The 19,473-nt window shown below is 61.9% G+C and carries 17 protein-coding genes; 16 read left to right on the top strand and 1 reads right to left on the bottom strand.

Annotated features, from left to right (window positions below; translation table 11 throughout):
* The 7 genes from SOX55_RS03190 to tuf form a co-directional block, all read left to right on the top strand.
* Positions 1 to 838, top strand: an 838-nt coding sequence (locus SOX55_RS03190) for a DNA-directed RNA polymerase subunit beta (RefSeq protein ID WP_442873606.1), incomplete at its 5' end; no start/stop codon positions are given.
* A gap of 61 nt (positions 839 to 899) precedes the next feature.
* Positions 900 to 4,853 carry a DNA-directed RNA polymerase subunit beta' gene (gene rpoC / locus SOX55_RS03185; RefSeq protein WP_325285989.1) on the top strand — a complete coding sequence of 1,318 codons (3,954 nt, stop codon included), beginning with the start codon at positions 900 to 902 and terminating at the stop codon, positions 4,851 to 4,853.
* A 279-nt stretch (positions 4,854 to 5,132) separates the two neighbouring features.
* Complete coding sequence (locus SOX55_RS03180; RefSeq protein ID WP_325285988.1) at positions 5,133 to 5,381, top strand: L7Ae/L30e/S12e/Gadd45 family ribosomal protein; 249 nt, start codon at positions 5,133 to 5,135, stop codon at positions 5,379 to 5,381.
* A gap of 102 nt (positions 5,382 to 5,483) precedes the next feature.
* Positions 5,484 to 5,900, top strand: a complete 417-nt coding sequence (gene rpsL, locus SOX55_RS03175) for a 30S ribosomal protein S12 (protein WP_325285987.1) — start codon at positions 5,484 to 5,486, stop codon at positions 5,898 to 5,900.
* A gap of 151 nt (positions 5,901 to 6,051) precedes the next feature.
* Positions 6,052 to 6,522, top strand: coding sequence for a 30S ribosomal protein S7 (rpsG, locus tag SOX55_RS03170; RefSeq protein ID WP_325285986.1), 471 nt, complete (start codon positions 6,052 to 6,054; stop codon positions 6,520 to 6,522).
* 15 nt (positions 6,523 to 6,537) lie between these two features.
* A complete protein-coding gene (gene fusA, locus SOX55_RS03165) occupies positions 6,538 to 8,643 on the top strand; it encodes an elongation factor G (RefSeq protein ID WP_325285985.1) in 2,106 nt (701 codons plus the stop codon).
* Positions 8,644 to 8,743: 100 nt separating this feature from the next.
* Positions 8,744 to 9,946: an elongation factor Tu gene (gene tuf, locus SOX55_RS03160; RefSeq protein WP_325285984.1), complete on the top strand. Its 1,203-nt coding sequence runs from the start codon at positions 8,744 to 8,746 to the stop codon at positions 9,944 to 9,946.
* A gap of 81 nt (positions 9,947 to 10,027) precedes the next feature.
* On the opposite strand, the gene SOX55_RS03155 is transcribed toward tuf, so the two are convergent.
* Positions 10,028 to 10,510, bottom strand: a complete 483-nt coding sequence (locus SOX55_RS03155) for a DUF4830 domain-containing protein (RefSeq protein WP_325285983.1) — start codon at positions 10,508 to 10,510, stop codon at positions 10,028 to 10,030.
* 110 nt (positions 10,511 to 10,620) lie between these two features.
* On the opposite strand from SOX55_RS03155, the gene SOX55_RS03150 reads away from it, so the two are divergent.
* From SOX55_RS03150 to SOX55_RS03110, 9 genes are all read left to right on the top strand, one after another.
* Positions 10,621 to 11,334: a pseudouridine synthase gene (locus tag SOX55_RS03150; RefSeq protein ID WP_325285982.1), complete on the top strand. Its 714-nt coding sequence runs from the start codon at positions 10,621 to 10,623 to the stop codon at positions 11,332 to 11,334.
* Positions 11,335 to 11,490: 156 nt separating this feature from the next.
* A complete protein-coding gene (locus SOX55_RS03145) occupies positions 11,491 to 12,582 on the top strand; it encodes a PucR family transcriptional regulator (RefSeq protein ID WP_325285981.1) in 1,092 nt (363 codons plus the stop codon).
* Between the two features lie 226 nt (positions 12,583 to 12,808).
* Positions 12,809 to 13,501, top strand: a complete 693-nt coding sequence (gene ftsE / locus SOX55_RS03140) for a cell division ATP-binding protein FtsE (protein ID WP_325285980.1) — start codon at positions 12,809 to 12,811, stop codon at positions 13,499 to 13,501.
* Positions 13,494 to 14,381 (top strand): permease-like cell division protein FtsX, encoded by an 888-nt coding sequence (gene ftsX / locus SOX55_RS03135; protein ID WP_325285979.1) that lies wholly within the window; start codon positions 13,494 to 13,496, stop codon positions 14,379 to 14,381. The genes ftsE and ftsX overlap by 8 nt, the downstream gene beginning before the upstream one ends.
* A gap of 11 nt (positions 14,382 to 14,392) precedes the next feature.
* Positions 14,393 to 15,616, top strand: a complete 1,224-nt coding sequence (locus tag SOX55_RS03130; RefSeq protein ID WP_325285978.1) for a murein hydrolase activator EnvC family protein — start codon at positions 14,393 to 14,395, stop codon at positions 15,614 to 15,616.
* A gap of 63 nt (positions 15,617 to 15,679) precedes the next feature.
* On the top strand, positions 15,680 to 16,414 hold the full coding sequence (locus SOX55_RS03125; protein WP_325285977.1) for a hypothetical protein: 735 nt from the start codon (positions 15,680 to 15,682) through the stop codon (positions 16,412 to 16,414).
* Positions 16,415 to 16,548: 134 nt separating this feature from the next.
* On the top strand, positions 16,549 to 17,022 hold the full coding sequence (gene greA, locus SOX55_RS03120) for a transcription elongation factor GreA (RefSeq protein ID WP_325285976.1): 474 nt from the start codon (positions 16,549 to 16,551) through the stop codon (positions 17,020 to 17,022).
* A 12-nt stretch (positions 17,023 to 17,034) separates the two neighbouring features.
* Complete coding sequence (lysS, locus tag SOX55_RS03115; RefSeq protein ID WP_325285975.1) at positions 17,035 to 18,534, top strand: lysine--tRNA ligase; 1,500 nt, start codon at positions 17,035 to 17,037, stop codon at positions 18,532 to 18,534.
* A gap of 147 nt (positions 18,535 to 18,681) precedes the next feature.
* Complete coding sequence (locus tag SOX55_RS03110; RefSeq protein WP_325285974.1) at positions 18,682 to 19,449, top strand: TrmH family RNA methyltransferase; 768 nt, start codon at positions 18,682 to 18,684, stop codon at positions 19,447 to 19,449.
* The last annotated feature ends 24 nt before the right edge of the window (positions 19,450 to 19,473 follow it).

The raw sequence follows: 19,473 nt of genomic DNA, 5'->3' as shown, positions 1-19,473 counted from the left end.
CCGCATTCTACGCGAGGAGGACATGCCTTTCCTGCCCGATGGCACCCCGCTGGATATCGTACTCAACCCCCTGGGCGTACCTTCCCGTATGAACATCGGTCAGGTGCTGGAGGTCCACCTGGGCTACGCCGCCCAGAAGCTGGGCTGGAAGGTGGCCACCCCCATCTTCGACGGCGCCTCCTACGAAGAGGATATTCAGGGCGCGCTGCGTCTGGCGGGCCTGGACCCCGAGGGCAAGAGCGTGCTGTACGACGGCCGCACCGGCGAACCCTTTGACAACAAGGTCACCGTTGGCTATGTGTACTTCCTGAAGCTGCATCACCTGGTGGATGATAAGATCCACGCCCGTTCCACCGGCCCCTACTCCCTGGTTACCCAGCAGCCTCTGGGCGGCAAGGCCCAGTTCGGCGGCCAGCGCTTCGGCGAGATGGAAGTCTGGGCCCTGGAGGCTTACGGCGCCGCTTACACCCTGCAGGAGATCCTGACCGTCAAGTCCGACGATGTGACGGGCCGTGTCCGCACCTACGAGTCCATCGTCAAGGGCCACAACGTGCCGCAGCCCGGCGTGCCCGAGTCCTTCAAGGTGCTGGTGAAGGAGCTGCAGTCCCTGTGCCTGGACATCCAGGTGCTGGACGCCGAGGGCAACACCATCGAGTTGAAAGAGGACGAGGACGCCATGGATACCTTCAACCTGGCCCGGATGGATGCCGACGACGACCGTCACCGCAGCTTCGCGGATGACGCCGACTTTGCCGAGTCCGGCTTCGACATCGAGGACGCCCCGGAGGACGCCGGCGCTGACCTGGGTCTGGACGACGCGGATTTTGACGACGAGTGATTCGGAATTGAGCCGCTCGAAGAAACTGCGATTCTGAATCATGTAAGGAGGAAACAGCCAAATGACTGATAATACTACCGGCAACAACATTGCTTTTGATGCGATCAAAATCGGCATGGCGTCTCCGGAACAGATCCGCGAGTGGTCTTACGGCGAGGTCAGGAAGCCGGAGACCATCAACTACCGGACGCTGAAGCCTGAGCGGGACGGTCTGTTCTGCGAGCGCATCTTCGGACCCACCAAGGACTGGGAGTGCCACTGCGGCAAGTACAAGAAGATCCGCTACAAGGGCAAGATCTGCGACCGCTGCGGCGTGGAGGTTACCCGTGCCAAGGTGCGCCGCGAGCGCATGGGCCACATTGAGCTGGCCACCCCCGTTTCCCACATCTGGTATTTCAAGGGCATCCCCTCCCGCATGGGCCTGCTGCTGGACATCAGCCCCCGGGTGCTGGAGAAGGTGCTGTACTTTGCCAACTATATCGTCATCGATCCCGGCGAGACCCCCCTGGTGAAAAACCAGATCCTCTCCGAGAAGGAGTACCGGGACTACCGGGAGAAGTATGATGAGGACTTCAAGGCCGGCATGGGTGCCGAGGCCGTGAAGAAGCTGCTGACCGTTGTGGGCCTCAACCCCGAGGACAGCACCCGCAAGCTCCAGCTGCTGGAGCAGCGGGAGGAACTGGCCGGCCAGCGCAAGGAGCTGAACGACAAGCGCGCCGCCATCTATGAGCGGGGCGGCACCTGGCCCGAGGGCGAGCAGGCGAAGCTGGACGCCCTGGAGGAGAAGGTGAGCGCCCTGGAGGCGGAGCTGGAGACCTTCCACGGCCTGGATACCCTGTCCGCCCAGCTCCACGCCGAGCTGAAGGAGGCCTCCGGCCAGAAGAAGGCCCGCATCGTCAAGCGCCTGGAGGTGGTGGACGCCTTCCGCATCTCCCACAACAACCCTGAGTGGATGGTCATTGACGTGCTGCCCGTCATCCCCCCCGAGCTGCGGCCCATGGTCCAGCTGGACGGCGGCCGGTTCGCCACCTCTGACCTGAACGACCTGTACCGCCGGGTCATCAACCGCAACAACCGCCTCAAGCGCCTGATTCAGCTCCACGCCCCGGACATCATCGTCCGCAACGAGAAGCGGATGCTCCAGGAGGCGGTGGACGCCCTCATCGATAACGGCCGCCGCGGCCGTGCCGTCACCGGCGCCAACAACCGCGCCCTGAAGTCCCTGTCCGACCTGCTGAAGGGCAAGCAGGGCCGTTTCCGCCAGAACCTGCTGGGCAAGCGCGTGGACTACTCCGGCCGTTCCGTTATCGTGGTCGGCCCCGAGCTGAAGATCTATCAGTGCGGCGTGCCCAAGGAGATGGCCGTGGAGCTGTTCCGTCCCTTCATCATGAAGAAGCTGGTGGAGGACGGCACCGCCAACAACATCAAGTCTGCCAAGAAGATGGTGGATAAGCAGGAGACTGCCGTGTGGGACGCCCTGGATGTGATCATCAAGGACCATCCCGTCATGCTGAACCGCGCTCCCACCCTGCACCGTCTGGGCATTCAGGCCTTCGAGCCGGTGCTGGTGGACGGCCGCGCCCTGAAGCTGCACCCCCTGAACTGCACCGCCTTCAACGCCGACTTCGACGGCGACCAGATGGCCATTCACGTGCCCCTGTCCGCCGAGGCCCAGGCTGAGGCCCGCATCCTGATGCTCTCCGCCAACAACCTGCTGCGTCCCCAGGACGGCGGCCCCGTCACCGTGCCCACCCAGGACATGGTGCTGGGCTCCTACTACCTGACCATGGACCGCATGGGCAAGGCGGAGAAGGGCGCCGAGACCATCTGGTGCGACGATCCCGGCGAGACCGGCCTGTCCGGCCAGTCCCTGGTGGATGCCGACGAGTTCGTGGCCGCCAACGCCGCCGCCAAGGCGGAGGGGAAGAAGCAGGCCACCTACAAGCCCACCCACTACTATGAGAGCGAGAACGAGGCCATGATGGCCTACGCCGACGGCATCATCGGCCCCCACTGCCCCATCGGCGTCCGTCAGACCCGGGTAGGGGAGGACGGCCGGCGCGTGCCTTACGCCCAGGGCGAGCCTACCCGCATCGTGGAGACCACCCCCGGCCGCATCATCTTCAACAACAACATCCTGCAGGACCTGGGCTTCGTGGACCGCAGCGATCCCGCCCACGCCTTTGACTACGAGATCACCTTCACCTGCGGCAAGAAGCAGCTGGGCCAGATCGTCGACAAGACCATCCGCAAGCACGGCTTCACCGAGGCCGCCGAGGTGCTGGACGCCATCAAGGCCACCGGCTACAAGTACTCCACCAAGGCCGCCATCACCGTGTCCATCGCGGATATGACCGTGCCTCCCAAGAAGTACGAGCTGGTCCACAAGACCGAGGACCGGGTCCTGGCCATCGAGAACCAGTACAAGATGGGCTTCATGACCAACCAGGAGCGGTACCGTCAGGTGGTTCAGGAGTGGGAAAAGACCACCAACGACGTGTCCGACGCCCTGCAGAAGAACCTGGACCGCTACAACCCCATCTATATGATGGCGGACTCCGGCGCCCGTGGTTCCATGAAGCAGATCCGTCAGCTGGCCGGTATGCGCGGCCTGATCGCCAACACCGCCGGCCGCACCATCGAAATCCCCATCAAGGCCAACTACCGCGAAGGCCTGACCGCCCTGGAGTACTTCATCTCCAGCCGAGGCGCCCGTAAGGGCCTGGCCGATACCGCTCTGCGTACCGCCGACTCCGGTTACCTGACCCGCCGAATGGTGGACGTCTCCCAGGACGTCATCATCCGGGAGCAGGACTGCGGCGTGACCCACGGCATCACCGTCCGGGAGATCAGCGAGAACGGCCAGGTCATTGAGAAGTTCTCCGACCGCATCTTCGGCCGCTATCCCGTCAATGACGTGCTGGATCCCGTCACCGGCGAGGTGCTGGTGCCCAACACCCAGATGATCGGCGAGGCCGAGGTGAAGAAGATCGAAGGCGCCGGCATCACCGAGCTGGAGATCCGCACCGTTCTGACCTGCAAGGCCCACAGCGGCGTCTGCGCCAAGTGCTACGGCATGAACCTGGCCACCCGCCAGCCCGTTGGCCCCGGCGAGGCAGTCGGCATCATCGCCGCCCAGTCCATCGGCGAGCCCGGCACCCAGCTGACCATGCGTACCTTCCACACCGGCGGTCTGGCCGGCGGCGACATCACCCAGGGTCTTCCCCGAGTGGAGGAGCTGTTCGAGGCCCGCAAGCCCAAGAGAATGGCCCAGCTGGCGGAGATCGGCGGCAAGGTGAAGTTCGAGGAGACCGGCAAGAGCCTCATGAACATCGTCATCACCGCCGACGACGGCGATACCCGCACCTACGCCGTGCCCCACACCGGTCTGCTGGTGAAGGACGGCGAGACGGTGGAGAAGGGCGTGGCCCTGACCTACGGCGCCCTGAACCCCCACGAGGTGCTGCGCATCCGCGGCAATGACGCCGTGTACAACTACCTGATTCAGGAAGTCCTGCGTGTGTACCGTCAGCAGGGCGTGGATATCAACGATAAGCACATCGAGGTCATTGTGCGTCAGATGATGCGCAAGGTCCGTCTGGAGGACGCCGGCGACACCAAACTGCTGGACGGCTCCATGGTGGATGTTCTGGAGCTGGACGACGCCAACGAGGAGATCGAGCGCCGCAACGCCGCCGGCGAGCGCCGCGAGGACGGCGAGCCGCTGCGCAAGGCTGTGGGCACCCAGCTGCTGATGGGCATCACCAAGGCCTCCCTGGCCACCGACTCCTTCCTGTCCGCCGCCTCCTTCCAGGAGACCACCAAGGTCCTGACCGAGGCTGCCATCAAGGGCAAGGTGGACCACCTGGAGGGCCTGAAGGAGAACGTGATCATCGGCAAGCTGATTCCCGCAGGCACCGGCCTCACCGCCTACAAGGAGTTCGCGGAGGAGCTGGTTCCCGCGGCTGTCACCGAGACCGCCGGAGAGAGCGACGCCGTGCTGTTTGACGAATAATCCCCGGCATCTGAGCGCAACAAAGAGGCTGCCTGTCAAGGGCAGCCTCTTTTCATCCCCTGTCCCCCAGAGGACGGGCGGGAAAACAGACGGCAAAAGGGCCGCCGCCGGAGGGCGGAAACGGCAGGGGAGCGGCCCTGAAAAATTTTGCGAAAATTACTAAAAATTTGAAAAAAGATTGGGCAAAAGTGCTTGACGGACCGAAAAGACCATGCTATAATCAACAACTGCGTGGGTGGATTCCCGCGAATTTTGCTATGCGTTTCAGGAGGGACCTCAGTGCTGACGGAGCTTGCTTCTTCCAACCGGGTCGTAGGCGTGAAGCAGTCCCGCAAGGCCATCCGGGAGGGGCGCGCCGCGAGGGTGTTTCTGGCGGTGGATGCCGATCCCGCCATCACGGAGCCCATCAGCCAGGCGTGCGCCGCCCAGGGTATCCCCGTGTGGGAGGAGGCTACCATGGCCCAGATCGGCCAGGCCTGCCGCATCACGGTGGGCGCCGCGGTGGCCGCGGTCCTGAAAAGTCAGTGATTTCCGGTTTTTTCAGAATATCCGCAAGGAATTCTGCAAAAAATAAAGGAAGATCGGGCCTTTTGCCCGGCTTCCGAACATTCTGAAAGAAAGGAGAACCATATGCCTACTTTTAATCAGCTGGTCCGCAAGGGCAGACAGCAGGCAACCTACAAGTCCAACTCTCCCGCGATGCAGTTTGGTCTGAACACCCTGAAGAACAAGGAGACCGACCTGCCTTCTCCCCAGAAGAGAGGCGTCTGCACCGCCGTCAGAACTGCGACTCCCAAGAAGCCCAACTCCGCTCTGCGTAAGATCGCCCGTGTGCGTCTGACCAACGGCTACGAAGTCACCGCCTATATTCCCGGCGTGGGCCACTCCCTGCAGGAGCACTCCGTCGTGATGATCCGCGGCGGCCGTGTCAAGGACCTCCCCGGCGTTCGTTACCACATCATCCGCGGCACTCTGGATGCCCAGGGCGTGTCCGGCCGTATGCAGTCCCGCTCCAAGTACGGTGCCAAGCGGCCCAAGTCCAAGTAAGGACAACAAATTGAAAGCTTTGCCGAATAGGTTTTTATATAGATTCACGGACTTCGTGAACGGACCTCTTTGGCAGGCATTCTACGGAAGGCTGCAATATGCCTTTTGAGTACCTATGAGATCATAAAATATTATGAAGGAGGGAAGCATAGTGCCCAGAAGAGGTAATGTTCCCAAGAGAGAAGTTCTGCCCGATCCCGTATACGGCTCTGTGCTGGTGACCAAGCTGGTCAACAGCGTGATGCTGGACGGCAAGAAGGGCGTGGCACAGAAGGTGGTCTACGCGGCGTTCGACCAGATCAAGGAGAAGACCGAGAAGGATCCCCTGGAAGTGTTCACCCAGGCTATGGAAAATGTGATGCCCAGCCTGGAAGTCAAGGCCCGCCGTGTGGGCGGCGCCAACTATCAGGTCCCCATGGAAGTGCGTCCTGCCCGCCGTCAGACCCTGGGTCTGCGCTGGCTGACCGCTTACTCCCGCGCCCGCAGCGAGCGGACCATGGCCGAGCGCCTGGCCAATGAGATCATGGACGCCGCCAACAACACCGGCGCTGCCGTGAAGAAGCGCGAGGAAGTTCACAAGGCTGCCGAGGCCAACAAGGCGTTCGCGCATTTCCGCTGGTAAGTTAGGAGAAACAGTATGCCGAGAAAAACATCTCTTGAAAATACCAGAAATATCGGCATTATGGCTCACATCGATGCAGGCAAGACGACGACCACCGAGCGTATCCTGTTCTACACCGGCGTGAACTATAAGATCGGTGAGACCCATGATGGTACCGCTACCATGGACTGGATGGCGCAGGAGCAGGAGCGTGGTATTACCATCACCTCCGCCGCCACCACCTGTTTCTGGTCCGGTTCCAGCAACCAGTATCCCAAAACCCGTCTGAACATCATCGACACCCCGGGCCACGTGGACTTCACCATCGAGGTGGAGCGCTCCCTGCGTGTGCTGGACGGTTCCGTGACCGTGCTGTGCGCCAAGGGCGGCGTGGAGCCCCAGTCCGAGACCGTGTGGCGTCAGGCGGACGAGTACAAGGTCCCCCGCATGATCTACGTCAACAAGATGGACATCATGGGCGCTGACTTCTTCAACGTTCTGCGCATGATCGACGAGCGTCTGAAGTGCAACGCTGTGGCCATCCAGCTGCCCATCGGCGCCGAGGAGACCTTCCGCGGCATCATCGACCTGATCGAGATGAAGGCCGACATCTACTACGATGACCTGGGCAAGGACATGCGTGTGGAGGAGATCCCCGAGGACATGGTGGATCTGGCCAACGAGTATCGTGAGAAGCTGATGGATGCCGTTTCCATGTTCGACGAGGAGATCATGGAGATGTACCTGAACGGTGACGAGATCCCCACTCAGAAGATCCGCACCGCTCTGCGTCAGGCCACCATCGCCAACGAGGCCGTGCCCGTTGTCTGCGGTACTTCCTACAAGAACAAGGGTGTCCAGAAGCTGCTGGACGCCATCGTGGATTATATGCCCTCCCCGGTGGACATCCCCGCCGTCAAGGGTATCAATCCCAAGACCGAGGAAGAGGACGAGCGTCCCGTGGACGACAACGCTCCCTTCTCCGCTCTGGCTTTCAAGATCATGACCGACCCCTATGTGGGCCGTCTGTCCTTCTTCCGCGTGTATTCCGGTCACCTGACCACCGGTTCCACCGTGCTGAACAGCACCAAGAACCAGAAGGAGCGCATTGGCCGTATCCTGCAGATGCACGCCAACCACCGCGAGGACCTGGAGGAGGTCTATTCCGGCGACATCGGCGCTGCCGTGGGCCTGAAGAACACCACCACCGGCGATACCCTGTGCGATGAGAAGGCCCCCATCATTCTGGAGTCCATGGAGTTCCCCGAGCCCGTGATCCGCGTTGCCATCGAGCCCAAGACCAAGGCCGGTCAGGAGAAGATGGGCATCGCCCTGATGAAGCTGGCCGAGGAGGACCCCACCTTCAAGACCTGGACCGACGAGGAAACCGGCCAGACCATCATCGCCGGCATGGGCGAGCTGCACCTGGAGATCATCGTCGACCGTCTGCTGCGTGAGTTCAAGGTGGAGGCCAACGTGGGCGCTCCCCAGGTGGCTTACAAGGAGACCATCAAGAAGGCTGTGGACCAGGACACCAAGTATGCCCGCCAGTCCGGCGGCAAGGGCCAGTATGGCCATGTCAAGATCCATGTGGAGCCCAACGAGTCCGGCAAGGGCTACGAGTTTGTCAACGCCGTTGTGGGCGGCGCCATCCCCAAGGAGTATATCCCTGCGGTGGACGCCGGTATCCAGGGCGCCATGAACTCCGGCGTTGTGGCCGGCTTCCCTGTGGTGGACGTGAAGGTCACCCTGTTCGATGGCTCCTACCACGAGGTGGACTCCTCCGAAATGGCGTTCAAGATCGCCGGCTCCATGGCCTTCAAGGAGGCCATGCGCAAGGCTGATCCCACCCTGCAGGAGCCCATCATGAAGGTCTGCGTCACCGTCCCCGACGAGTACGTGGGCACTGTCATCGGCGACCTGAACAGCCGCCGCGGCCAGATCCAGGGTCAGGAGAACCGTCCCGGTGCCACCCAGATCGACGCCTTCGTGCCTCTGGCCAACATGTTTGGCTACGCCACTGACCTGCGTTCCAACACCCAGGGCCGCGGCCAGTACACCATGGAGCCCAGCCACTATGTGGAGATTCCCAAGAACATCCGCGACAAGATCGTGGAGAGCCACGCCAAGAATCAGGGCTAATTCGGGTATTGATTTTCCGTTGCATTTACGGTAAAATGTGCATGACTGTGTAAGGGACTGCACGAAATCGGATTTTAAATTTTGACAGGAGGATTTTCAAATGGCTAAGCAGAAATTTGAAAGAACCAAGCCCCATGTTAACATCGGCACCATCGGTCACGTCGACCATGGCAAGACCACTCTGACCGCCGCTATCACCAAGTGGCTGTCCTACCAGGGCCAGGCTCAGTTCGAGGCCTATGACGCCATCGACAAGGCCCCCGAGGAAAAGGAGCGCGGCATCACCATCAACACCGCTCACGTGGAGTATGAGACTGCCAACCGTCACTATGCTCACGTTGACTGCCCGGGCCACGCCGACTATATCAAGAACATGATCACCGGTGCTGCCCAGATGGACGGCGCTATCCTGGTCATCGCCGCCACCGACGGCCCCATGGCTCAGACCCGCGAGCACATCCTGCTGGCCCGTCAGGTCGGCGTGCCCGCCATCGTTGTGTTCCTGAACAAGTGCGATCAGGTGGACGACGAGGAGCTGCTGGAGCTGGTGGAGATGGAAGTCCGCGAGCTGCTGAGCACCTACGAGTTCCCCGGCGACGACATCCCCGTCATCAAGGGCTCCGCTCTGAACGCTCTGATCTCCGAGTCCAGCGATCCCAACGCTCCTGAGTATGCCTGCATCAAGGAGCTGATGGACGCTGTTGACTCCTATATTCCCACTCCTCCCCGCGACGACTCCCTGCCCTTCCTGATGCCCGTCGAGGACGTGTTCACCATCTCCGGCCGTGGTACCGTTGCTACCGGCCGTGTGGAGCGTGGTATGCTGAAGCTGTCCGAGGAAGTCGAGATCGTTGGTCTGACCGACGAAAAGAAGAAGACCGTTGTTACCGGTATCGAGATGTTCCACAAGCTGCTGGACTTCGCTGAGGCCGGCGATAACATCGGCGCTCTGCTGCGTGGTGTTGACCGTCAGGGCATCGAGCGCGGCCAGGTTCTGGCTAAGCCCGGCTCCATTCATCCCCACACCAAGTTCGTTGGCCAGGTCTACGTCCTGTCCAAGGACGAGGGCGGCCGTCACACCCCCTTCTTCAACAACTATCGTCCTCAGTTCTATTTCCGTACTACCGACGTGACCGGCGTCATCACTCTGCCCGAGGGCACTGAGATGTGCATGCCCGGCGATAACGTCGATATGCACGTGGAGCTGATCACCCCCATCGCTATCGAGAAGGGCCTGCGTTTCGCTATCCGTGAGGGTGGCCGTACCGTTGGTTCCGGCGTCGTTATCGACATCGAGGAGTAATCCATACTTCATCAAACAAGGACCGGTCGAAAGACCGGTCCTTGTTTTGCGCTTTGGATGGTGCTGCCGCGCCGCCTTCCATCAGCCGGCACGGTCCGTTTCCGGGAAGGCAAGCCCCGCCTGAAAGCCGCCGGCGCCGGAGGCGATCACATCCCCGGCCGCCGGAAGCCCCTCGCAGACGTAGAGGTTCACCTGCACGCCGGTGGGCCTGCCCGGATAGTTGGTGATCCGGTAGGTGTAGCGGGTCAGCTGCTTGCCGCAGCAGCTGTTCAGGTCAAAGCCCTGGGTCAGCTGCAGCTGGTTGTAGGCCAGGTATTCCTCCGGCAGCGGGTCTGCCAGCAGCAGCTGGAAGGTCTCCAGCGGCTCGGCCTCCACCTCCCAGCCGTAGGATGCCAGGTATTCCAGACGCTGCTGGTTGTCGGACAGGCGGGGAAGCGCGTCGCCGCTGTCCCGCAGACCGCTGAACAGATGGAAGATCAGGGCGGCGGCAGCCGCCAGAAACAGCACCAGCACACCGGCCAGAAACAGCCTTTTCCGGGACAGCTTCGCAGTCAAGACAAACATGGCCCATCGTTCCTTTCCTGAGGGATGATGAATCAGACTCTCAGTATCTTTCTATTTTCTTTCCGCCGAAATTATGATATGGTATTGGCAGCACAGAAGAGGAGGAGACGATGGAACGTCTTGACAAGATTCTGGCCTCCACAGGCAAGTGGTCCCGGCGGGAGGTAAAGCAGCTGGTCCGGCAGGGGCGGGTTCTGGCGGACGGCCGGCCCGCGGCGTCACCGGAGGAGAAATACGATCCGGAGGCGGTGGAATTCACTGTGGACGGGGAGCCAGTGGGCTACCGGCGGGTGACGTGGCTGATGATGAACAAGCCCGGAGGCGTCCTGTCCGCCACGGAGGACGGCCGGGGCACCACGGTGCTGGACCTGCTGCCGCCGGAGCTGCGTCGCATCGGGCTGTTTCCGGTGGGGCGGCTGGACAAGGACACAGAGGGGCTGCTTCTGCTGACCGATGACGGCGAGACGGCCCACCGCCTGCTGTCGCCGAAATACCACGTGGATAAGATCTACTACACCCGGGTGGCCGGCTGCCTGACGGAGGAGGACTGCCATGCCTTCCGCCAGGGGATGGTGCTGGGCGACGGACTGCACTGCCTGCCGGCGGAGCTGGAGATTCTCTCCGCCGGGGACAGCAGCGAGGCCCTGGTTACCCTGCGGGAGGGGAAGTTCCACCAGGTGAAGCGGATGCTGGCGGCCCGGGGAAAACCGGTGCAGTATCTGAAGCGGGTGCAGATGGGCAATTTGACATTAGATTCCGGCCTGCAGCCGGGAGAATTTCGGTTTCTGACGGAGCAGGAGTGGAAAGGCCTGGAAATGCGGTGAGCTTTTCCGGCTGCACTTCAAATGTTAGACAAAAAGAACCCATTTTTTTTGGTGAAAAAAGAAAAAATATCTTGCAATATCACAAAAATCCCGATATAATATGGACATTGACAAAATGCACAATGATTTTTGAACTTCTGGGTCAGGAGGCCGACTATGTCTGGGAGAATTTTTCAAAATGTAGTCCTGCAGCTCAAGGAGAACACGGATCGCACGGTTGGCGTGATTGACGGAGAGGGCGTTGTGATTGCCTGCAGTGAACTGTCCATGATCGGGCAGCACTGGGCGGAGCATGTGCCTGCTATCAACAATGCCGCCGGCGCCATGGTGACTTCCGAGGGAAAGACCTTTAAAGCCCTGAATGGCTGGGGCAATCAGTTTGACTATGCGGCGTTTGCCTTCGGCGACAATGAGATCAGCAGAACGGTCTGTTCTCTGGCCTCCGTGGCGCTGAACGCGGCAAAGACCTATTACGAGGAAAAGCATGACCGGGGCTCCTTTATCAAGGACATCATCTCCGACAACATCATGCTGGGCGACATCTACATGCGGGCCAAGGAGCTGCGGGTGGCCGCGGACGTGGCCCGGGGCGTGTTTGTGGTCCGCTCCCTGAAGAGCGGGGAGTCCGTTCCCACCGACACCATCCAGACCCTGTTCCCTGACCGGCAGAATGACTTTGTCCTCAGTGTGGGTGAGGGCGACGTGGTGCTGATCCGCCAACTGTCCGAGGGCGCGGGCCTGAAGGAGCTGAACCGCATTGCCGCCTCCATTGAGGAATCCCTGCGCAGCGGCGCGGAGAGCACCGTGGTGGTGGGCATCGGCACGGTGGCCATGCACCTGCGGGATCTGGCCAAGTCCTACAAGGAGGCCCAGATTGCCATCGAAGTGGGCAAGGTCTTTGACACCGAGAAGTATATCATCAACTACGAGAATCTGGGCATCGGCAGGCTGATCTACCAGCTGCCCACCACCCTCTGCGAGATGTTCCTACAGGAGGTGTTCAAGAAGAACCCCATCGACGCCCTGGACAAGGAGACCCTGTTCACCATCCACAAGTTCTTTGAGAACAACCTGAATGTGTCCGAGACTGCCCGAAAGCTGTTTGTCCACCGCAACACCCTGGTCTACCGCCTGGAGAAGATCAAGAAGCTCACCGGCCTGGACCTGCGGGAGTTCGACGACGCCATCACCTTCAAGGTGGCCCTGATGGTTAAGAAGTATCTGACCTCCCGGGGTATCGATTCCTGATTTCCGGATAAAAGAAGGCCCGTCCGGGCCTTCTTTTTTTGCTGTCCGGCGGGGGAGGGAACCGTCATTTCGTAAACAATTGTGAACTGCCGCAAACTCGTGTTGCATTGGCGAAAAAAATCAGATATAATAAAAAAGAATCTGGAATTATGTAGACCTGTCGGGAAAACGCGGCGCTGAGAAACCACGCTTTTTTGACTGTACTTGCAAAGAATGGGGTGTCCGAATGATTCGGTTGATAGACGTGGAAATGGAGTATGAGAATGGCACAGAGGCCATCCGCAACATTTCCCTGGAGATACAGGACGGCGAATTTGTGTTTCTGGTGGGCCCCTCCGGCTCCGGAAAATCCACACTCATCAAGCTGCTGACCGGCGAGGTGATCCCCTCGGCGGGGCGGATCATGGTCAACGGATTCGCTGTCAGCTGCATCTCCGGCAGGCACCTGCCGCTGATGCGCCGGACTCTGGGGGTCATTTTCCAGGATTTCCGGCTGATCCCCAAGAAAACGGTGTATGACAATCTGGAATTTGTCATGCGGGCCGTGGGGGCCAAACCCCGGGAGATCCGGGAGCGGATTCCCTACGTGCTGCGTCTGGTGGATCTGACGGACAAGGCGGACCACTATCCCGACGAGCTGTCCGGCGGCGAGCAGCAGCGGGTGGCCATCGCCCGGGCGCTGGTAAACAACCCCAGCACCATCATCGCCGACGAGCCCACCGGCAACTTGGACCCGGACCGGTCCCTGGAGCTGATGAGCCTGCTGGTGCGGATCAACGAGCTGGGTACCACCGTGGTGGTGGTGACCCATGAGAAGGACCTGGTGAACCGCTTCTCCAAGCGGGTGGTGACGCTGGACCACGGCGAGATCATCAGCGACCAGGTCGGCGGCTATGTGGGAGGGAATATCCATGGGTAATCACAATTTCGGCTATTTCCTCCATGAGGGCGTCTCCAACATGTTCAGCCACGGCTTCCGGTCCTTCGCGGCTATCGGCGTCACCGCGGCCTGCCTGCTGATTATGGGCACCTTTTCCCTGGTGGCGGTGAACGCGGACGTGAACCTGAAGAACATGGAGAGCGAAAACGAGATTCTGGCCTACGTGGATGACAGCTACACCTCCCCGCAGGCCAAGGCCCTGCAGTCGAAGCTGGAGGCCATTCCCAACGTCACCTCCGTTACCTACATCAGCAAGGAGGAGGCCACCGTGGCCTTCCAGGAGCAGTACCCCGACGAGGAGATGTTCCAGAACCTGGACCCGGAGATTTTCCGGGACCGCTACGCCATCCACATCGCGGACCTCCACCGGCTGTCCGAAACCGGAAAGCAGGTGAAGGCCGTGGAGGGCATCGATGACGTCAACGTCTACGAGGAGATTGCCGGCGGCTTCATCACCATCCGGAACATCGCCACGGTGGTGTGTCTGGCGCTGGTGGCCATGCTGTTTCTGGTGTCGGTGTTCATCGTGTCCAACACCATCAAGCTCACCACCTTTGACCGCCGGGAGGAAATCGCCATCATGCGGATGGTGGGCGCCACCAACGGCTTCATCCGCTGGCCTTTTGTGTATGAGGGCTTTCTCATGGGCATTCTCGGCGCGGTGATCGCCTTTTTGCTGCAGTGGAGCCTGTATGAGGCCATCTGCCGGGGCGTCACCACCAATGACACGCTGCAGCTGATCAAGCTGGTGTCCTTTGAGAGCATCTGGAAGCCGGTGGCAGGCGCCTTTGCCGGCGCCGGTATCCTCATCGGCGTGGGCGGCAGCCTGTCTGCCATCCGCAAGTTCCTGCTGGCGTAAGGAGGAGACCCATGAAACGCGTACAACATCTGCGGAACCGGCTGTTCCGGGGCTGCGCCATGGCGCTGCTGGCGGCGGTGCTGCTGCTGACGGGACCGGCGGCTCCGGCGGCCCGGGCAGTCAGCCAGGCGGATATCGACGCCCTGAAGGGGGACGTGACCACCCTGTCCAAGCAGCGGGAGGAGCTGCAGTCCAAGCTGAACGCCCTGAAGGACGACAAGTCCGCCGCGCTGGAGAAGAAGAACCTGCTGGACCAGCAATCCGCCAACCTGCAGTCCCAGATCAGCACCATCCAGTCCCAGATTTCCACCTATGCCGCCCTCATCACCCAGACGGAGGAGGAGCTGGCGGAGGCGGAGCAGCGGGAGGCGGAGCAGTATGAGCTGTTCTGCAAACGGGTCCGGGCCATGGAGGAACGGGGCACCGTCAGTTACTGGTCCGTGCTGTTCAAGGCAAACAGCTTTACAGACCTGCTGAGCCGGCTGGACTTCATTCAGGAGATCATGCAGTCGGACCAGAGCGTCATTGACGACCTGAAAACGCTGCAGACGGAGATTCAGGCCAAGCAGACCCAGCTGGAGGGCCAGAAGTCCGACGCCGAGGCGGCGAAGGCGACGCTGCAGAGCAGAAAGTCGGAGCTGGACCAGCAGCGGTCCCAGGCGGACGCCCTGGTGAAGGAAATTCAGAGCAACGAAAGCGAGTACAAGAGCACCCTGGCGGAGATCGACGCCGAGGAGGAGGCCATCCAGGCCAAGATCGTGAAACTGTCCAGGGAGCTGGCGGCCCAGCAGGCCGCCCAGAACGGCGGCACCACCCAGGCGGCCCTGGGCGGATACATCTGGCCGGTGACCAGCCGCCGGATCACCTCGTCCTTCGGCGGCCGGAACACGGGAATCAAGGGCGCCTCCACCAACCACAAGGGCGTGGACATCGGCGGCGTGGGCTATACCTCCGAGGTGCATGCGGCCAAGGCCGGCACGGTCATCGTCTCCCAGCGTTCCAGCTCCTACGGCGAGTACGTGGTTGTCTCCCACGGCAGCGGCAACACCACGCTGTATGCCCACATGAGCAGCCGCAAGGTGTCGGTGGGAACTTATGTCAACCAGGGTGACGTCATCGGCATCACCGGCTCCACCGGTATTTCCAGCGGACCCCACCTCCACTTTGAGATCACGGAGAACGGCAGCCGCATCGACCCGCTGAAATATCTCACCGGCTACGTGAAAGCCTGGTAAATCCGGACAGAATTCCACATAATCTCCCCTCCCGTTCCATACCATGGAGCGGGAGGGGATTGTTTGATGTTTGCCCTGATTCAATGGACAAAGGAGAAAAAGCCCCGGATGGGGGAGACGGAGGTGCTGCGGGTGCGCTTCTGCGCGGCACCGCTGAAGCAGGGCGGGCCGGCGTTTCTGCAGCGGCGCCGCTGCCGCCGGACGGCCCGTCAGCTGGCGCGGCTGGGGATTACCCGGGCGGTGTTTCCGGCGGATTTTGCCTGGGTGGGGGAGTTTGCGGCGGAGGGCGTCCTGCCGGCAAACCCGCTGCCGCTGTACCGGGCCCAGGCGGCGGAGCTGGTGCAGGCGGCCATGGCGGGGCGGGGGGAGGATCCGCGGGGCGTCCCGGTGGCGGTGTGCGCCGACCGGCTGACGGCGGAGGTGCGCCGGGCGGTGACGGCCCTGTGCATCCGCAACCGGTATGTGGTGCTCAGCGCGCCGGACCGGGAGGGGGCTTTCTGCCGCCAGCTGCGCCGGGAGTACGGCGCGCCGGTTGTCCAGGCGGAGGGGCCGGCGCAGCTGGACCGGGCCGGGGTGGTGGTGCTGTTTGCCGCCCGGGCGGGGCTGTTCCGGAACCAGACGGTGCTGGAGCTGTATGACGGCGGGACGCTGCCGCCCTGGCTGATTCTGCCCCAGGAGGACGGCGTTCTTCCGGAGGGCTGCGACCGCCGCCAGCTGATGGGGGCGCTGTGGGCCTCCGGGGCCCTGCGGGCGGGGCAGCTGCGGGTGGTGCCGGAGAAAGCGGAGGAGCGGGGCTGAAATCCTGCCAATCGTATGCTTGACTTTCCGGAAGGGAGACTCTATAATACGAACCACAGTATAAAATAGTATAGGTATGTGCAGCCGCCGGAAACGGCTGCCATGCCGTGAAAGCAGGAAAGGAACGGTCCGCAATGGAAAAAGAATTCAGAATGAGCCAATCTCGTTTCGACGAGCTGAACGAGGAACTGAACTATTTGAAAACCACCCGCAGCGACGAGGTGGCGGAGCAGATCAAGGTGGCCCGGGGCTTCGGCGACCTGTCCGAGAACAGCGAGTACGATGAGGCGAAGAACGAGCAGGGCAAGCTGTATTCCCGCATTGCCGAACTGGAGGACGTCCTGCAGCACGCCGTCATTGTGGATGAGGCCAACGCCCCCAGCAACGTGGTGACCATCGGCTGCCGCGTCACCGTGACGGACACCAGCGGCAACGAGCTGCCCGCCTTCAAGATTGTGGGCTCTCAGGAGGCCGATCCCATGAACGGCATCATCTCCGAGGAATCCCCCTTCGGCAAGGCCCTCATCGGCGCCAAGGAGGGACAGCAGGTGACGGTGGAGGCCCCCAGAGGCGCCATGAACTATATCGTGGCCAAGATCGAACGGTAAGGAGCGGCAACAATGGCTGAACAGAAGAACAACAACCAGCAGGAGCAGGACCTGTCCCAGCAGACCAAGGTCCGCCGGGAGAAGCTGGCCGCGCTGCAGGCTGCCGGGGAAGACCCCTTTGTGGAGACCCGCTTTGACTGGGACACCACCTCCCAGCAGATCAAGGACAATTTCGACGCCATGGAGGGCCAGGCCGTCAAGGTGGCTGGCCGCCTGATGAGCAAGCGGGGCATGGGCAAGGTCAGCTTCTGCGACCTGCAGGACCGGGACGGCCGCATCCAGCTCTACGCCCGCCAGGACGAGATGGACGAGGCGGTCTACAAGAAGTTCAAGAAATTCGACATCGGCGACATCGTGGGCGTGGACGGCGAGGTGTTCCGCACCCAGCGGGGCGAGATGAGCGTCCGGGCCAAGAACATCACGCTGCTGAGCAAGTCCCTGCTGCCTCTGCCGGAGAAGTTCCACGGCCTGCAGGACAAGGAGCTGCGGTTCCGCCAGCGGTATGTGGACCTGATGGTGAACCCGGACGTGAAGCGGAACTTCGTCATCCGCTCCCGGTTCATCAAGTTCATGCGGAACTACCTGGACAACATGGGCTATATCGAGGTGGAGACCCCGGTGCTGAACACCATCGCCGGCGGCGCCGCCGCCCGGCCCTTCATCACCCACCACAACACCCTGGACATCGACATGTATATGCGCATCGCCACGGAGCTGCCCCTGAAGCGGCTCATCGTGGGCGGCATGGACCGGGTGTATGAGATCGGCCGCATCTTCCGCAACGAGGGCATGGACCCCAAGCACAACCCCGAGTTTACCACTGTGGAGCTGTATCAGGCCTACACCGATTTCCACGGCATGATGGACATCGCCGAGGGCATCCTCTCCGGCGCCGCCATGGAGATTCTGGGCACCTACCAGGTGGAGTGGCAGGGCGAGCAGATCGACCTGACCCCCGGCTGGCGCCGGCTGACCATGGTGGACGCGGTGAAGGAGTACGTGGGCATTGACTTCGGCGCCATCACCGATGACGCGGAGGCCGTGGCCGCCGCCAGGGCCGTGGGCGTGGAGCTGGCGGACGCCGCCGAAAAGACCTGGGGCAACGCTCTGTATGCCTGCTTCGACCAGCGGGTGGAGGAGAAGCTGATCCAGCCCACCTTCATCACCATGTACCCTGTGGAGGTCTCTCCGCTGACCAAGCGCAGCCCTGCCGATCCCCGTCTGACGGAGCGGTTTGAGCTGTTCATCTGCCACAGCGAGCTGGCCAACGCCTATTCCGAGCTGAACGATCCCATCGACCAGCGCCAGCGCTTTGAAAAGCAGGTGGAGCAGCGGGAGCGGGGCGACGACGAGACGGAGATGCTGGACGAGGATTTCCTCAACGCCCTGGAGTACGGCATGCCTCCCACGGGCGGCATGGGCATGGGCATCGACCGCTGCGTCATGCTGCTGACCGGGGCCGACACCATCCGGGAAGTCATTCTGTTCCCGACCATGAAGCCCCTGGACTGAGAATTGAACCGCCGGTTTTTCCGCAAGCGGCTTTGCGCTTCGGCGCAGAGCCGCTGAACCGCCTGTTGACGGTTTGAAAGACAAATCAGCCGTGCTGTGTGCGCGGCCGGCGTATTGACAAGTTTGAGAGAGAAAAGGAAGGTTTCAATGGAGCGCATTACCAGCCGCCAAAATTCCCTTTGCACCCATCTGCGCAGGCTGGCCGCTTCCGCATCCTACCGCCGCAAGTGCGGCGAGTTCCTGTGCGACAGTCCCAAGCTGGTGAAAGAGGCGCTGCTGTGGCGGTCCGATCTGCTGCGGGCGGTGGTGTTCACCGAGGGGACGGACCTGCCGGAGGTGCCGGAGGGCATCCGCACCGTGCAGGTGCCGGAGACCGTCATGGAGGCGGTCTCTCCCGCCAAGACACCCCAGGGTATCCTGGCGGTGTGCGCCATTCCGGAGGAAGGGCTTCCGGAGCGGCTGGACGGCAAGCACTATGTGGTGCTGGACGGGGTTCAGGACCCCGGCAACGTGGGAACAATCTTGCGGACGGCCGACGCCTTCTGGGCGGACGGGCTGTTTTTGATCAATGCCTGTGCGGACGTGTTCAGTCCGAAAACGGTGCGGGCTTCCATGGGCGCGGTGTTCCGCTGCCCGGTGTGGACCTGCGCGCCCCAGCAGCTGAAGGACCTGCTGGAGGCCAGCGACATCCCCCTGTACGGCGCCGCCCTGCGGGAGGACACCCGGGATGCCCGGGACGTGGATTACAGCCGCGCCGCGCTGGCCATCGGCAGCGAGGGACAGGGACTGTCCCGGGAGCTGCTGGATCTGTGTACCCTGACGCTGAAGCTGCCCATGAGCGTTCACTGCGAGTCGCTGAACGCGGCGGCGGCGGCCGCGGCCCTGCTGTGGGAGATGGGCCGGGTGACACGCTGAGACAAGGAAAGAAAGGCGGGGAGT

The sequence above is a fragment of the Dysosmobacter sp. genome, assembly GCF_034093755.1.
In the GTDB taxonomy this organism is placed as follows: domain Bacteria; phylum Bacillota; class Clostridia; order Oscillospirales; family Oscillospiraceae; genus Oscillibacter.
Note: the sequence above shows the minus strand (reverse complement) of the source record. Positions and strands in the feature narration are given on the sequence as shown.

Coding starts and splice junctions, on each gene's coding strand:
- SOX55_RS03130 (WP_325285978.1), top strand. CDS start 14,393: ATGAAACGCGTACAACATCTGCGGAACCGGCTGTTCCGGGGCTGCGCC.
- SOX55_RS03145 (WP_325285981.1), top strand. CDS start 11,491: ATGTCTGGGAGAATTTTTCAAAATGTAGTCCTGCAGCTCAAGGAGAAC.
- rpsL (WP_325285987.1), top strand. CDS start 5,484: ATGCCTACTTTTAATCAGCTGGTCCGCAAGGGCAGACAGCAGGCAACC.
- tuf (WP_325285984.1), top strand. CDS start 8,744: ATGGCTAAGCAGAAATTTGAAAGAACCAAGCCCCATGTTAACATCGGC.
- SOX55_RS03110 (WP_325285974.1), top strand. CDS start 18,682: ATGGAGCGCATTACCAGCCGCCAAAATTCCCTTTGCACCCATCTGCGC.
- ftsE (WP_325285980.1), top strand. CDS start 12,809: ATGATTCGGTTGATAGACGTGGAAATGGAGTATGAGAATGGCACAGAG.
- SOX55_RS03150 (WP_325285982.1), top strand. CDS start 10,621: ATGGAACGTCTTGACAAGATTCTGGCCTCCACAGGCAAGTGGTCCCGG.
- greA (WP_325285976.1), top strand. CDS start 16,549: ATGGAAAAAGAATTCAGAATGAGCCAATCTCGTTTCGACGAGCTGAAC.
- lysS (WP_325285975.1), top strand. CDS start 17,035: ATGGCTGAACAGAAGAACAACAACCAGCAGGAGCAGGACCTGTCCCAG.
- SOX55_RS03155 (WP_325285983.1), bottom strand. CDS start 10,510: ATGTTTGTCTTGACTGCGAAGCTGTCCCGGAAAAGGCTGTTTCTGGCC.
- rpoC (WP_325285989.1), top strand. CDS start 900: ATGACTGATAATACTACCGGCAACAACATTGCTTTTGATGCGATCAAA.
- fusA (WP_325285985.1), top strand. CDS start 6,538: ATGCCGAGAAAAACATCTCTTGAAAATACCAGAAATATCGGCATTATG.
- ftsX (WP_325285979.1), top strand. CDS start 13,494: ATGGGTAATCACAATTTCGGCTATTTCCTCCATGAGGGCGTCTCCAAC.